Below are 14,381 nucleotides of genomic sequence, written 5' to 3' on the forward strand. Positions count from 1 at the left end.
TTTTTCAGAAAGTAATGTTTTTTTCAGTTTTCGACAAAATCGACACATTTTTTGCCTCTTTTGCGTTATGTAACCTTACATCTGTTTCATGAAGTATCTAAATAATCCAAATAAAGTAAACAAAATATACCCAAAACTCATAATGATGAAGGCCATGCGCCATACGGCGCGGAACATTCTCCCCCCATCGACCTTCCCCTTTAGTCGATTTTGCGCACCTCCGATGAATCCAAGTGCTAGTAGTATGAGTAAAAGTGTCAGATAAAAACCAAAATTCGAATCAAATGTTAAGTTGAATAACGCCGATACTGAAAAAACAAGAAAAAAGGTGGTTACATCCATTGCCATCCGCATGGCGTTCCGTTTTTCTTTTTTCCATAGGTACATGCCCCAATAGACAAGAAAGAACGGAAAAAAGGGCAATATGCTCAACACAATAAAAAGTCCCATTAATTCACTCCTTCCGGTTGCATTCCTTCAATCAGATGAAGCAGTATTTCATGTGTAGGTGCAACAAGGTCCAACTTCTGTGCCATCCTTACAATATGACCGTTAATAGACCTCACTTCTGTACCACGTCCAGCGAGAACATCTGCAAGCATGGAGGAAGTATTCGTGGCAGTAGAACGACAGACCGACATCAGTTGATCCCACATATCCTGATCCAAATATATTCCACTTGCAGAATAGATTAATAAAACTTCATCATATAACTGGCGCATTAACTTCTTTCGTTCTTCCTTGACGATCAATTCTCCATTAGGAATTCGCCATAATGCTGTAAGCGGGTTAATGACTGCATTAATCAATAGTTTCCTGTATATCAGCTTATCGATTTCATTCGACACTGTACAGTCAAATCCTGCCTGCTGCAACGATCCCGACAGAGTAAATGTTCTCTGCTCCTCTATAGAGGTAGAAGCTACTATATGTATGTTGTACCTCCCCAGCCTGGTTTCACCTGTACCTGAACGAGTCACCTGACTTTGTGTACGCTTCGCACCTTCTGTTGTAACCGCACTACATAGAAGCGACTTTGGCAAAGCTGCTTGAATTTTTGCCAGATGGCCCATCCCATTTTGAAAACAAGCGATATTCAGCACATGATCTTGTAATGGACTAATCTCATGAATGAAATCATCAATGCTTGTCTGCTTAACCATGAGCAGCAACCATTCTCCAGGTGTGTTCTTCCATGTGTCAGTCAGCTCACTTATTGGTTTCGCCTGTATTTGATCCGGTAGAATATGTATCTCCTCGCCACGTTCCACAATGGTTACTCCATCATGGCTGAGGAGGTCTGCCTGAGCAGTTGTTCTGGTCCAAAATCTGACCTGATTACCTGACGCCAGAAGTTTCCCGCCATACAACAGACCAAGTGCCCCCGCTCCTACGATGTCAATAATCATATGATGCACTCCTCTTCGCTTCAGTAGTTGCTCTTCTATTATCTATAATAGAACAAAAACACCAAACTAAAAACCCGTCATACCTGCCGTTGTGTAACGGAGGTGTGGCGGGTTCATACCTGACTTTCACAAATCAAACGTCTGAATTTGTTATTCAATTCGTTCCAGATTCCCGTTGGCATCCATCTTGAAACGTGTCTTAAGTTCCTCTTCTTCTTCGGACAAAAATGCGAGTCTGCGAGCCCGATCCATAATTTGAATCAAAGCTTTATAGTCGTCATTCACCACACGGTAATCCGTCTGTACTTCATTCACTTCCTTGGAGAGACGGTCATTCTCAAGACGTAGTTCGAGCAACTCATCTTCTTTCTCCCGAAGCTCCTTCTCCAGCATCTTGAGTTGACGATTACTCTCCTGCACTGTTCCCTTCCATTGTCGCAGGAAGCGGATTACTGCATCCATCGATAATGAATCGTCTGAGATTCCATCTGATTTGTACAGATGTTCTTCAGTGTCCAGTGTAGACAATGCGGCGACCTGCGGTCCTAGCATAGCTGGTTGCTTTCTGAGATAACTTCGTTTTTGCCGTTGTGCCTTGGCGTTACTGATGGCAGACTCATACTTTTTACGTACGCAACTGTTCCAGCGAAAACCGCATGCGGCAGATGTTCTGCCTATTTTTTCGCCCACCTCTTCAAAAGCGGCCAATTGTGTACTGCCTTCCCGAATATGACGCAAAGTAACCTCAGCCAATATCAAATCGTCCTCTGTACTCCAAGCATCCTGTCTCACTGCAGTCATGCTATAATACCCTCCTAACAACATCCTAAAATAACCGTCCGCATTACCGGAAGCCCGGTATGTGAATTAGGTATAAAAGCTGCTTCATTCATTCTTATGCCTCTCATAGAGTTCATAGAATTGATTTCATACTAAAATGTATTTCCACATTCAGGCTTGCTCATACGTGACATACGTAAAACATCTCCCTCTATACTTACTTTGGGCAAAAAAGAATTCGCTTTCATACCCAAATTTGTTTACACGTTTTTCCTTTCCCGGTATAATGTTGTGTAGACAATCTATGAACGTACTTAGGAGAGGAGGATTTACCGTGGCACGCATGTTTCGGGTACTCGGGTTCTTCACGCTTGCAATTGGCCTGATGGCTTTTGCGGGAGATCTGGTCGAAATGGCTTTGCTTTTTTTCCTGCAGACTGCGTTTTTTGTCATTTTGGGATACTTGAAATTTACCGAGCGAACGTACATATTGCTCTTCTGGGGTTATATGATCGTAACATTCACGGGGTTCAGCTACTGGACCGTATTCGAAATGGGTTTGCCGCTCTAATCCACCTGCAGCATCAAAGTGATCCGATATCTGTCGGGTTGCTTTTTTGTTGTGTTTAGATTAAATGAATATTCATGGTGTTATGTAACCACTAAGGATATTTCACGTATTTGTTTCATATATTGTCTGGAAGACAACAAGCCTGTACGATTGTCATTTAAGAAGTGGAAAGGAGAATGATCGGTGAGACGTCATAACGGCATTGCCGCATTTATATTATGCATCATCGTATTCCTACAACTACCCTCAACCTATGCCTATGGAGAGTCTTCACCTGAGGATACACGTGAAATATTGCAAAAAAGTCTATCCATCGTTGAAATCGATCATGAAATCGAACGCATCGCCGAAAGGCAGAAGCAGCTGGCTCAACAATACGAAACATTATCCGTCCAGCTTCAGGAACAGGAAGAGCAGATACATATTCAGCAAGATCGGGCCGGAGCTGTAGTGAGGTCCTACTATACAGGAGAACGTGACAGTCTTCTCATGACGGTCCTGGGAGCCAGGTCATTCAAAGACCTGTTTGTCCTGTATGATTATTACCAGATTATTATTGGGCGGGATCAGGCTGTGCTGGACAAGTATCAGGATCGTTATCGCAACCTGCAACAGACTTCCATTCAGATTCGTCAGACTACAGCAGAATTAAGCGAAATGAAGACTAATCTTCAAAACCAGCGGGAACGTGTAGTCGCCTTGCAAAAAGAAGTGGATGCCCAAATAGCCACCAGCGGAGATGCGGCAGCGATTCAGAAACTGATGGATGAATTGACCCTTTATTGGGAGAATATCGGCATCTATGAGGTGAAACGATATTTTAAAGCATTGGCATCTGCCATGCAGAACCTGCCCGATTTTATACAAAAACAAAACGGAGGTATATCCACAACTGGAACAACGTATACGATTCGAATTGGGCAGGATGAACTTAATACATTTCTGCGTTCCCAAAATCCCATCTTTGAAGACTTTGCCTTTCAGTTTAATCAGGATAAGATTATAGCTTCCGGTCAGCGGGATCAGTTGCAATTAAGCATTGAAGGACATTATACGGTAGAAAATGAACCTCAAAACTCCATTCGTTTTCATGTGGACAAACTTGTATTCAACCAGCTTGAATTACCAGACACTACTCGCCGAATGCTGGAAAGAGAATTTGACCTTGGGTTCTATCCACAGAAAATCCTTTCGTTTGTCAAAGCAACCGATGTTTCAACAAGTGAAGGCATACTGGAAGTAAAACTAGCTATATCATTTTAAAGAGGTTGTTCAAGAAGTCCGCTTTTGATCACGAACTTAAAGTTAATTCGTCATTCTAATACTGTCTACGTATTGATTCGCTGTAATTTCTCCCTTTAAGAATTGTTGTACTTTTTGTTGAAAACGAGTTACTAGAGCATGACTTTGGGTCGTTGCAGCGGGGGCATCTTGGGTTATTGAGAACCAAGACTGTCCCTTTGCCATGTCATAACGTCCAACGAGTTTCTCAGACTCCAAATCCAGTTCCTGTTGCTTTGCGGGCAACCGGTTGACCTGTTGGTACCATTTCAACTGTGTTGTAGCGGACGTCATTCCTTCAATCCATCTACTGGCCTCCTCTGCCTCAACCGAACCCGCAGTAATGACAAGGCTTCTGGAGTTTACAGTTTCCAAGGTTTCGAAAGAAATCCGCTCCAAAGAATCTTTATCCACTGTACTCGCTTGATCCGCACTTAATAATTGAGATAACAAAGATACAACCATCGGTGTGCCGTTCTGGTCAGCAGTTGGAGAGAACTCTGGATTGGTAGACTCGAGCCTAATAAGGGGCTGAATCTGATTCATCAACTGTATCCCCTGCTGAAGATCCCCCGTTTGCGAATCTATTTGTGTTCGTTTAACTTGATCTGGCGCCATCCTCGGTTCCAAATGATTCAGCCACGCATTCGTTCCGTACATATCATTGATGTTCATTGTAATTAAAGGGATGCCTTCCGTAATGGCTTGTTGAGTAAGTTTGACCCACTGATCTTTATTGTGAGGTAACGACTCCAGACCAGCTCTCTTCAGAAATGCAGATTGTGAAGCCAGAATGTACGGATCAAAATCAAAAGGCATTCCCCACTGATAACCATTCCACTCTGTCATTCCCCGTAACCCAACTACCGTATCTCCTAGCGACTTCGATAATGTTGTTCCGTTTAACGGATACAGGTACCCTTTTTGGGCGTAGTGTTGCACTTCCTCACTATCAAGCAGAACAACATCACCATTCTCCCCTAGTGAAAATTCAAGATCCAAAACATGCTTATATGTATCCGGCTTCTCATTCCGAAGATTAATCTCTACCAGCTGGGAAGCAGCAACTTCTTTGGCTATCTTTTGAAAGGCTTGAAACTCTTCATCCGACATGGCCACTACAATCTCCAGCGGAGCTTCAGCATCTTCATTACGGGACGAAGAACCCGGAAAGGTATCCTTCTCCTGATCGCGTTCCTGATTGAGCTGCGAACCTCTAAAGTCAAAACTTGGTGACAAGATCGTTAACGAAAGCAGCAATACCGCGAACAAAACAACCTGATGTCTACGCTTCATTAACTTCCCTCCCTGTTCACCTAGTTTTTTCCTGCAGCAATTATTGTAACAAATAAGTAGTACTCTTGTCCTACCCTGCTGAAAAACACTTTTTCGGATTTTTGCATATTACGAGCATATCGAGTTCTGTGTAATAACGCTTACTTATTTTTTCAGCAAAAAGCCGACTCCAGGAGCCGGCTTCAATAACAACATTTTCCGGGAAATAAATCCCCTGAATTTTACAGTAAATCGGCTGCAAGCTGTGCCAGCTTGGACCGTTCTCCTTTTTCGAGCATGATGTGTCCGCTGATTCCTTCTTGCTTGAACCGTTCCACGATATAAGTCAGACCGTTACTGGCAGAATCAAGATACGGATGGTCTATCTGTTCGGGGTCTCCCATCAAAATAATTTTACTGCCTTCACCGACCCTTGATACAATGGTCTTCACTTCGTGGCGGGAAAGATTCTGGGCTTCATCAATAATGATAAACTGTCCAGGTATCGATCTTCCACGAATATACGTTAAAGCCTCCACCTGAATACTGCCAAGCCCCATTAGGATTTTATCGATATCTCCGGCTTTTTTGGTGTCAAACAAAAACTCCAGATTATCGTAAATCGGCTGCATCCATGGACGAAGTTTTTCTTCCTTCTCACCAGGCAAATAACCGATATCTTTCCCCATCGGAACGACAGGGCGAGCGATCAACAGTTTTTTGTACTTATGATCATCCTCTACCTTAAGCAGACCTGCTGCAAGTGCCAGCAAGGTTTTACCTGTTCCAGCCTTACCGGTGATGGTAACAAGCGGGATGTCATCATTCAAAAGCAGTTCCAGTGCCATGCGTTGTTGTGCGTTACGTGCGCTAATACCCCAGACATTATCATTACTGAGGAAAAGCGGCTCCAGCTTTGTTCCCTCTGTGTTCACTTTAAGTAAAGCCGATTTATTGGTTCCCATCTCATCCTTGAGAATGACGAATTCATTCGGATACAACGAATAAGACAACTGTAACGGTTTGATTGGTAAAAAACGATATGTGTAAAACTCATCAATCACTGACGGATGAACTTTTAGGGCCGTATAACCTGGATATAATTCACTGAGTCCTGCCGTCCGATCTGATAAGTAATCCTGTGTGAACAGACCAAGTACATCCGCTTTGATACGCACAAGTACATCTTTACTGACAAGCACGACCTGACGTTCGACTACTTCCTTTTCATTTTCCTCAATCTGATAATTCAGTGCGACAGCCAAAATACGATTATCATTGGACACTTCACCAAACATTTCCTGAACTTTCACGAAACTCCGATGATTCAGCTCTACTTTCAGGTTACCTCCATTAGCCAAAGGTACCCCACTGTGCAAGTGACCCAGCTCACGTAATCCATCTAACAGTCTGGATACATTACGGGCATTACGCCCAATTTCATCGGCATTTCTTTTTTTGGAGTCGATCTCCTCCAATACAACCGCGGGAATGATTACCTCATGTTCCTCAAAGGCAAATATGGCATTGGGGTCATGCAGAAGCACGTTGGTATCCAATACAAAAATCTTTTTCATTCAATCCCCTCCAAAGCGGCGTCGTTAAAGGCATGAATAGTGTGATCTTTCAGCAGCGGCATGGACAATCATGATCCCATACATAAATGTATTCGACTAGGGCAAAATAATTGTCAACCATTCTGAAAAACTCCAAGAAAGGATGAACATTTATGAAAATATGGGTTTGCACGCTGCTTCTGATCTTTATACTTACAGGTTGCAACAGTTCCACACGCAGTGCTTCACAGGAGCCACATACATCGCATCCACGAAGTTACGGAGGAAATGTAACAACTCAGCAAGATCAAAGGAAAGGATCTCACATGCTCAATGCACAGGAAGATCGGATGAATCCTTCACGTTTGGACCGTCTCAATGAGAATACAGGTGAAGTCCATGATACCAACATTGTGGATGATGCAAAGAGTGGCCGGATGCCAAATGAAAAACGAATCAATCACCTTAAAGCCCTTGCCAAGCAAGTGGAAGGTGTTGAAGATGCAAACTGCGTCATACTCGGTAATACAGCCGTAGTTGGCATCGATGTTGATGGTGAACTGGAACGTGCTCGGGTGGGTACCATTAAGTACGCTGTTGCCGAAGCGCTTCGCAAAGACCCCGAAGGTGTAGATTCCATCGTTACTGCTGATGCCGATGTCACTGAACGAATTAAAGAGATCGGTCAACATATTCGTCAAGGGCACCCAATCTCCGGTTTTGCTTCAGAACTTGCTGACATGGTGGGACGAATTATCCCCCAACTCCCGAAAGACGTCAAAGTCCGTCAAAATCCGGATGAACACGTGAATCAAAAACAACAAATGCAGCAGCTGCATTCATCTGACAAAAGACAACAAAAAGCCCAGTGATCTCTCACTAGGCTTTTTTCATGGCAGCAAAAACCTGCTCATCTAATTTCTCAGCAGCACGCTGATCATATATTTTGACATATTGAAACACAGAGGACAATTGAGCGCCGTAAAACAGAGCATTCCTCACCGCTTCAATTGTGATGTCGAAACAGCACATATTAAATGGAACATCCTGCAGCGGATCTTGTCGTACCGCAGCACGTCCGTTCACTGCGTACACCATCTCTTCTCCAAAGACAGTAACCGTAATGAGCGGATTAGTAATCATGTTATTCACTAAACGTGAACGATGATCAATTGCTACACGAAAAGTAGAAGCATTCTCCGCATAAATCCAGGAGATGGCTGTTGAAGTCGGACCTCCGGATTCTACATCCACGGTGCTCAGAAGCACAAAGGTCTCATTCTTGAATTGCTGTAAAAGAGATTCAGTTAATTGTGTGACGGCTTCGGACATTCAACCAGCCCCCTAACCTTCTTTATGCAATTCTTGTACTTGGTTTATGTTATTATAGCATACCGATTAACGTGCTTCCAATCCCAAAAGAATGAAGGTTATTGGCCTGAAGGTGAAGCCGTTACTTTACCTGAAAGTGTATCTTGTAAAGCCTGCTTCGCATTGGCGAGTTCCGTCTCATTAATATACACATATGGACTTCTCCACTCTCCGGTAACCGGAGTATAATGCACATCCGAGGTGGAAATGTTCCAATACGTCGAGATAAAGTTTTTCATTTGTTCCGATTCCACATCTGTCGTCATGTTCTTGTCAACTGCACCAATCACTTTGCTAATCTTCGTAATGCCCCCAAGAGATTTCATCTGATCCAGCATGGAGTTCAGCACTTGGTTTTGACGTTTGTTACGATCAAAGTCATTGGATTCAGCAGTCTTCGGATTACAATTGGATTTGCGGTAACGAACAAAATCCAGTGCCGCTTTACCATCGAGATGTTGTGCGCCTGCGACCAGATTGATATCTGTACCATCGGCTGTATCTCTATAACACATATTTTTATCCACAGTCACATCCACGCCACCCACGGCATTGACAGCATCACGGAATGCCTGAAAATTCAGGACGGTTGTATAATTAATATCTACATTTAAATACTTGCCCATCATTTCCTTCATCTGATCCTCTGCATTTTTGCCAGTGGTTTTTTCCTGTGCTTTGAACCTTGGATAATAGGAATTCAGCTTGTTGGACTTGTACCCATCCAATTGAATACGCGTGTCTCGTGGTAAAGATACAATGGTTGCCGTCTTGGTCTCCGGATTCAACGAAGCCACCATAACAACATCCGAGAGATATGTGCCAGTTTCAGGACGGTTATCTGTGCCTAATAATAGCATCGTGATCGGTTTGGTTGTGGCTGACATCCCGGGAGGTACCGGTTTATCGATGCCTGTATCCACGACTTGATTGTATACCCAGTACGCATATCCACCGCCTACCACAATGGCAATAACCAATAGACTTAAAAGGATTCTGCCAAAAGCATTCATTCTCTTTTTCTTCTTAGGCTGCTTGCCCTTGCCATTCTTCGATCCAGAAGCACCGGATTGCGTCGGTGCCTGTCTCCGTGGAGGCAGTCCGTTCGAATTTGAGTTCATATCTTCAACACCTTTATCACATCTGTTTTTGTCTAAATAAAAGACAACCGCTTTCCCTAAGGAAAACGGATGGTCTGTACAAGACAGGATTTATGAGTTTCGAGCGGCAGCTTCCGCTTTTTTCTTTTGACGACCTTCAATAAAATAACGCACTCTCACTAACAACATCAAACCAACCGCGACCAACAAACATTGAATGATGGGCAGCTTGTCGATCTGAAAAATAAGAAGCATGAATGTGCCCATCGCCATCAAAATATAGAGAACGATTTCCTTACCAAGCGGCAATTTCTGACGTACCCGAAACACCTTGTTATATACGTAAGTAATCAATACAAAGATGACGATGTAGGCTACGATCGGGTGTGATGCGAACCATGCTTGCATGCACAGCCAGCTCCTTTCGTGTTCATGCTAGGTTATAAGTTAACTGGTTGATGGAATTCCCTTTAGCAACTTAGAGAGCCAGTACGTGCATCGTGACCGTTTCGGTCTCAGCTCGTTCTTCTGATCGCTGTTATCCCCAGATTTTTTTGATCCATTTTTTAAATGGTACAATCCGGGGATAAAGGCGAGCGCTTCGCTTCTTCAGAATCGATTCTGATCCCTACACTACTTTAGCTGTACAACCCTCTCGTTACTTGCCGGGCCCATCAAATGCTAACTTATATATATTATTTTGTTGTTATTAGGCTTTAGAAGCCATTTTGCGTTGTTTTTCTGCACGCTCACGCTCGGATTTGTTCAGGATCTTCTTACGAAGACGAATAGATTTTGGTGTAATCTCACAATATTCATCTTCATTCAGATATTCAAGCGCCTGTTCCAACGAGAAGATAATCGGAGTTTTAATTTTAACCGTATCATCTTTACCGGAAGAACGAACGTTAGTCAGTTGTTTTTCTTTGCAGATGTTAACAACGATATCATTGTCACGTGTATGTTCACCAACAATCATACCTTCGTAGATTTCAGTACCCGGCTCCAAGAAGAGTGTACCGCGATCCTCAACGCCCATCATGCCATAGAACGTAGATGTACCAGTTTCAGTTGAGATCAGCACGCCTTGGTGACGTCCACCCACTTGACCGGATACTACTGGAGCGTAGCTGTCAAATGCATGGTTCATTACACCGTAACCACGAGTCAATGTCAGGAAGTTTGTGCTATATCCGATCAAACCACGTGCTGGAATCAGGAACTCCAGACGAACTTGACCACTACCTGTGTTAACCATGTTAACCATCTCTGCTTTACGTGCGCCCAGACTCTCCATTACGGAACCCATGCTTTCTTCAGGGATATCAATCAACAAGCGCTCAACAGGTTCCATTTTCTTACCGTCAACTTCTTTAACGATAACTTCTGGTTTGGATACTTGAAGCTCATATCCTTCACGACGCATATTTTCAATCAGGATACCCAAGTGAAGCTCACCACGTCCGGAAACGACAAATGCATCCGGGCTATCCGTTTCGTCAACACGAAGGGAAACGTCTGTTTCCAATTCTTTTAACAAACGCTCACGAAGTTTACGGGAAGTTACCCATTTACCTTCACGACCTGCGAATGGACTGTTGTTCACGAGGAACGTCATTTGCAGTGTAGGCTCATCAATTTTCAAAACTGGAAGTGCTTCTGGATTGTTTGGATCAGCGATGGTTTCACCAATGTTGATGTCCTTGATTCCTGCAATGGCAACGATGTCACCTGCTCCTGCTTCTTCCGTCTCAATACGTTTGAGACCTTGGAAACCAAACAGTTTCTCGATACGTGCAGTTTTGCTCTTACCATCACGCATAATAACCGTTACCGATTGTCCTTGACGGATCACACCGCGGTTAACACGACCAATGGCAATACGGCCAAGGTATTCATTGTAGTCCATCAAAGTAACGAGGAATTGAAGCGGTTCTTCAACATTTTCGGTAGGGTGTGGGATATGACTAACGATGGTATTGTAGATCGCCATCATGTTGTCATCTTGTTTGGCAGGATCATTATCCATGCTGGATGTTCCGTTCAATGCGGAAGCATACACAACAGGGAATTCGAGTTGTTGATCGTTGGCACCCAGTTCAATGAACAGGTCCAATACTTCATCAATAACCTCAGTCGGACGAGCCGCTGGACGGTCAATTTTGTTTACAACTACGATTGGTGTCAGGTTATGCTCAAGCGCTTTACGAAGTACAAACTTCGTTTGGGGCATACAGCCTTCATAAGCATCAACAACGAGCAATACGCCGTCAACCATTTTCATGATACGTTCCACTTCGCCACCGAAGTCGGCGTGTCCTGGTGTATCCACAATGTTGATCAGGTAATCTTTATAAGTTATAGCCGTGTTTTTGGCCAAAATCGTAATACCGCGTTCACGCTCCAAATCGTTGGAGTCCATTACGCGCTCCTGTACCGTTTCGTGATCTCGGTAAGTACCGGATTGCTGGAGCAACTTGTCAACGAGTGTTGTTTTTCCGTGGTCGACGTGGGCAATAATCGCAATATTGCGAATGTGTTCTCTTGAATGCATGTTTTGTATCCATATCCTTTCCAATTTCAAATCATATCTACTTAAACTTCCCGCAATTTCGCAGGTTACTCACAAAATAAGCGTCGGTGATATCCCGACGCATGTCTATATCCCTTATATTATAGTTTATTATAGGTAAAAATCAAGATATTTCGCACGAAAAGACCACTGGGAATGTTACCAACCTCTCCCTTGACGTCCTCGTCCAAGTAATAACCAGACTCCGCCCAAGATCAAAAGGACAGCAAGTACATAGATTATTCCCGTTTGCAGCAAGGTAAATCCGAATAATATGATGGACACCGCACAAAGGATCAAAGCTGCAGGTAACACATATTCCGGTCTTCGTCGTTCAGCCATTCCATATTCGAGTAACCCTATGGCGATCCCAAGCAAGAATCCTGGCCACAGCCTGCTCATAAGTCCAGCGCCCCATGTATTCGTTATACTGAATAAAACACCATACACCGTTAGTATGCCGGCAGGAACGAGTGACCACGATGGTGAAATACGCGCATAATATAACGCATGAAGGGCGATGCCTGGCAGCAGGATCAGCAAAGGCCAGAAATTACGACCAATAAATCCAAACACGCCAAACTTGCCAAGCAGAATAATAATTCCCGCAGCTACAATAAATAGTCCAATCGCTTTTTCATTTCTCATCCTCATCTGCAATCACCTCTTATACTATGGCTATGTACTTTATTCCTTAATAAACGATACGCATTCCATGCTGACTGTTGATTTCCAAACCTGTAATCCTGCTTCTAGTGTATCCGATGTTTCGGCAAAAAACTATACTTTATGTCGCACTTTGCGTGCGCTCTTTACCTGTATTACCCTAAAATATGCAACTTATGACTAGCCCAATGGTTGTTGTATTGACAAGCGTATTCTCTCAACACAAAACCGCCTAAACCGGACGGTTCAGACGGTCATATGTTCAAGCTTAATTCCATAGTTAAACTATGCGTTCTTCCGCACAAATTTATGGGCTCCTCCAACCGCAATGACAAGACAAGCCATTGCTGCGGGGAGCAGCGTGTGTACCTCTGATGCCATACCTCCCAGCCATTCTCCTAACTTGGGGTCTTTCATCACCATCTCACCAGCTGTGAAAGCCAGAATGCCTGATCCGGCGAATACCAGAATCGGGAATCGCTTCAACAAACCAACAATTAACCCACTCCCCCATACGACAATGGGGATACTTATTGCAATCCCAATGACGATCAAAGCCAAATCTCCATCTGCCAAAGCCGCTATGGCCAAAACGTTATCCAGGCTCATTATAAAATCGGCAATCAGTATGGTTTGAATGGCTTTCCAGGTCGTAGAAGCTTCTCGAATATGTACTTCATCATCATTTTGAAGCAACAGCTTTACTGCAATCCAGAGTAGCAGCAGCCCACCTGCCGCTTGGATAAAGGGAATTCCCAGCAATAATACCGCTACAAAGGTTAATACACAACGCAGCAGAACCGCACCAAAAGCTCCCCACCATACCGCTTTTTTGCGTTGTATTGGTGGCAGATCCTTGCTGGCAAGCGCAATAACAACCGCATTATCTCCACTCAATACCAGATTGATCATTAAAATTTCAGTTAACAGCCATAGTGTATCCATGTCCTCATCCCCCCACATTAACTTGTATGTCAGAGTTGTCCATGCTATTCTTAATGATTGAACCGTATATAAGGAGTGACATATCTCATGGAGCTATTTAGTCCCACATTCTGGCTGGCTTTGCTGAACGTTGTCTTTATTGATCTAATTCTGGCTGGGGATAATGCCATCGTCATTGGTCTCGCAGCTCGAAATTTGCACCCCTCCGTGCAGAAAAAGGCGATTCTATATGGAACTGGCGGCGCACTTTTGATTCGAATTTTGGCAACAGTTGTTGTTTTATGGTTGCTTAAAGTTCCGTGGCTCTTGCTTGTAGGAGGCATACTTCTGATCTGGATTGCCTATAAATTATTGGCGGATCAGGGAGACGAACACAATGATGTCCAGGCGGGAACTTCCTTGTGGACCGCTATTCGTACCATTGTGATCGCGGATGCAGCCATGGGACTCGATAACGTGATTGCAGTTGCTGGAGCAGCGCAGCAGCATCTCGTGCTTGTCATCCTTGGACTTCTGATTAGTGTACCTATTATCGTCTGGGGCAGTACCCTGTTTATCAAGCTAATTAATCATTTTCCTTGGATCATTTATGTCGGAGCCATTGTTCTCGGGTATACGGCTTCTAATATGATCACTGAGGAGCAGCGACTCTTGCCTTACTTTACTGAACATCCGGCATTGCGCATTCTCTTCATCGTAGTGGTTATTGCAGGCGTAGTCTTTGCAGGTTATCGCAAACGCTCCAGCAGTTCCAGCCACAATGGATCTGGCGGGGAACAGCAGCGCTCCTATTCGTAGGCTAATTTAAACTAAAATTACATCTGGATACAGCAAAGGACTGAACGATATTTCATC

At 43.8% G+C, this 14,381-nt stretch carries 15 protein-coding genes; 4 read left to right on the forward strand and 11 right to left on the reverse strand.

What is annotated here, in order from left to right:
• Window positions 1-75: 75 nt before the first annotated feature.
• From QVE09_RS13205 to QVE09_RS13215, 3 genes are all read right to left on the reverse strand, one after another.
• The gene (locus tag QVE09_RS13205; RefSeq protein ID WP_315937133.1) at window positions 76-450 is read right to left on the reverse strand and encodes a DUF3397 domain-containing protein; all 375 of its coding nucleotides are present in this window, start codon (window positions 448-450) and stop codon (window positions 76-78) included.
• Window positions 450-1,409: a ketopantoate reductase family protein gene (locus QVE09_RS13210; RefSeq protein ID WP_315937134.1), complete on the reverse strand. Its 960-nt coding sequence runs from the start codon at window positions 1,407-1,409 to the stop codon at window positions 450-452. Before QVE09_RS13210 ends, QVE09_RS13205 begins: the two co-directional genes overlap by 1 nt.
• A 150-nt stretch (window positions 1,410-1,559) precedes the next feature.
• Window positions 1,560-2,210 carry an RsfA family transcriptional regulator gene (locus QVE09_RS13215; RefSeq protein WP_215077527.1) on the reverse strand — a complete coding sequence of 217 codons (651 nt, stop codon included), beginning with the start codon at window positions 2,208-2,210 and terminating at the stop codon, window positions 1,560-1,562.
• A gap of 313 nt (window positions 2,211-2,523) precedes the next feature.
• Here QVE09_RS13215 and QVE09_RS13220 point away from each other — a divergent pair, with 313 nt between their 5' ends.
• Together QVE09_RS13220 and QVE09_RS13225 are read left to right on the forward strand one after the other, a co-directional pair.
• Window positions 2,524-2,760, forward strand: a complete 237-nt coding sequence (locus QVE09_RS13220; RefSeq protein ID WP_017687281.1) for a DUF2626 domain-containing protein — start codon at window positions 2,524-2,526, stop codon at window positions 2,758-2,760.
• A gap of 183 nt (window positions 2,761-2,943) precedes the next feature.
• Window positions 2,944-4,023, forward strand: coding sequence for a coiled-coil domain-containing protein (locus QVE09_RS13225; protein WP_315937135.1), 1,080 nt, complete (start codon window positions 2,944-2,946; stop codon window positions 4,021-4,023).
• Window positions 4,024-4,065: 42 nt separating this feature from the next.
• On the opposite strand, the gene QVE09_RS13230 is transcribed toward QVE09_RS13225, so the two are convergent.
• The gene (locus QVE09_RS13230; protein ID WP_315937136.1) at window positions 4,066-5,337 is read right to left on the reverse strand and encodes an extracellular solute-binding protein; all 1,272 of its coding nucleotides are present in this window, start codon (window positions 5,335-5,337) and stop codon (window positions 4,066-4,068) included.
• A 221-nt stretch (window positions 5,338-5,558) separates the two neighbouring features.
• Window positions 5,559-6,893, reverse strand: coding sequence for a PhoH family protein (locus tag QVE09_RS13235; RefSeq protein ID WP_024628438.1), 1,335 nt, complete (start codon window positions 6,891-6,893; stop codon window positions 5,559-5,561).
• Between the two features lie 152 nt (window positions 6,894-7,045).
• Here QVE09_RS13235 and QVE09_RS13240 point away from each other — a divergent pair, with 152 nt between their 5' ends.
• A complete protein-coding gene (locus QVE09_RS13240; protein WP_315937137.1) occupies window positions 7,046-7,744 on the forward strand; it encodes a YhcN/YlaJ family sporulation lipoprotein in 699 nt (232 codons plus the stop codon).
• 7 nt (window positions 7,745-7,751) lie between these two features.
• Here QVE09_RS13240 and QVE09_RS13245 read toward each other — a convergent pair whose 3' ends face one another.
• From QVE09_RS13245 to QVE09_RS13270, 6 genes are all read right to left on the reverse strand, one after another.
• Window positions 7,752-8,204 (reverse strand): pyridoxamine 5'-phosphate oxidase family protein, encoded by a 453-nt coding sequence (locus QVE09_RS13245; RefSeq protein WP_315937138.1) that lies wholly within the window; start codon window positions 8,202-8,204, stop codon window positions 7,752-7,754.
• A gap of 98 nt (window positions 8,205-8,302) precedes the next feature.
• Window positions 8,303-9,364: an LCP family protein gene (locus QVE09_RS13250; RefSeq protein ID WP_315937139.1), complete on the reverse strand. Its 1,062-nt coding sequence runs from the start codon at window positions 9,362-9,364 to the stop codon at window positions 8,303-8,305.
• A gap of 90 nt (window positions 9,365-9,454) precedes the next feature.
• Window positions 9,455-9,751, reverse strand: coding sequence for a YlaH-like family protein (locus tag QVE09_RS13255; RefSeq protein ID WP_036614990.1), 297 nt, complete (start codon window positions 9,749-9,751; stop codon window positions 9,455-9,457).
• A 301-nt stretch (window positions 9,752-10,052) separates the two neighbouring features.
• Window positions 10,053-11,897 (reverse strand): translational GTPase TypA, encoded by a 1,845-nt coding sequence (gene typA, locus QVE09_RS13260; protein WP_315937140.1) that lies wholly within the window; start codon window positions 11,895-11,897, stop codon window positions 10,053-10,055.
• Between the two features lie 177 nt (window positions 11,898-12,074).
• Window positions 12,075-12,569, reverse strand: coding sequence for a hypothetical protein (locus QVE09_RS13265; protein WP_315937141.1), 495 nt, complete (start codon window positions 12,567-12,569; stop codon window positions 12,075-12,077).
• Window positions 12,570-12,866: 297 nt separating this feature from the next.
• Window positions 12,867-13,526 carry a TerC family protein gene (locus tag QVE09_RS13270; RefSeq protein WP_315937142.1) on the reverse strand — a complete coding sequence of 220 codons (660 nt, stop codon included), beginning with the start codon at window positions 13,524-13,526 and terminating at the stop codon, window positions 12,867-12,869.
• Between the two features lie 87 nt (window positions 13,527-13,613).
• Between QVE09_RS13270 and QVE09_RS13275 the strand changes: the two genes are divergently transcribed.
• Window positions 13,614-14,324, forward strand: a complete 711-nt coding sequence (locus QVE09_RS13275) for a TerC family protein (RefSeq protein WP_315937143.1) — start codon at window positions 13,614-13,616, stop codon at window positions 14,322-14,324.
• The last annotated feature ends 57 nt before the right edge of the window (window positions 14,325-14,381 follow it).

The organism is Paenibacillus sp. ClWae2A (assembly GCF_032452295.1).
Taxonomy (GTDB): Bacteria; Bacillota; Bacilli; order Paenibacillales; family Paenibacillaceae; genus Paenibacillus.

Coding starts and splice junctions, on each gene's coding strand:
- QVE09_RS13245 (WP_315937138.1), bottom strand. CDS start 8,204: ATGTCCGAAGCCGTCACACAATTAACTGAATCTCTTTTACAGCAATTC.
- QVE09_RS13265 (WP_315937141.1), bottom strand. CDS start 12,569: ATGAGGATGAGAAATGAAAAAGCGATTGGACTATTTATTGTAGCTGCG.
- QVE09_RS13255 (WP_036614990.1), bottom strand. CDS start 9,751: ATGCAAGCATGGTTCGCATCACACCCGATCGTAGCCTACATCGTCATC.
- QVE09_RS13275 (WP_315937143.1), top strand. CDS start 13,614: ATGGAGCTATTTAGTCCCACATTCTGGCTGGCTTTGCTGAACGTTGTC.
- typA (WP_315937140.1), bottom strand. CDS start 11,897: ATGCATTCAAGAGAACACATTCGCAATATTGCGATTATTGCCCACGTC.
- QVE09_RS13235 (WP_024628438.1), bottom strand. CDS start 6,893: ATGAAAAAGATTTTTGTATTGGATACCAACGTGCTTCTGCATGACCCC.
- QVE09_RS13215 (WP_215077527.1), bottom strand. CDS start 2,210: ATGACTGCAGTGAGACAGGATGCTTGGAGTACAGAGGACGATTTGATA.
- QVE09_RS13240 (WP_315937137.1), top strand. CDS start 7,046: ATGAAAATATGGGTTTGCACGCTGCTTCTGATCTTTATACTTACAGGT.
- QVE09_RS13210 (WP_315937134.1), bottom strand. CDS start 1,409: ATGATTATTGACATCGTAGGAGCGGGGGCACTTGGTCTGTTGTATGGC.
- QVE09_RS13270 (WP_315937142.1), bottom strand. CDS start 13,526: ATGGATACACTATGGCTGTTAACTGAAATTTTAATGATCAATCTGGTA.
- QVE09_RS13250 (WP_315937139.1), bottom strand. CDS start 9,364: ATGAACTCAAATTCGAACGGACTGCCTCCACGGAGACAGGCACCGACG.
- QVE09_RS13230 (WP_315937136.1), bottom strand. CDS start 5,337: ATGAAGCGTAGACATCAGGTTGTTTTGTTCGCGGTATTGCTGCTTTCG.
- QVE09_RS13205 (WP_315937133.1), bottom strand. CDS start 450: ATGGGACTTTTTATTGTGTTGAGCATATTGCCCTTTTTTCCGTTCTTT.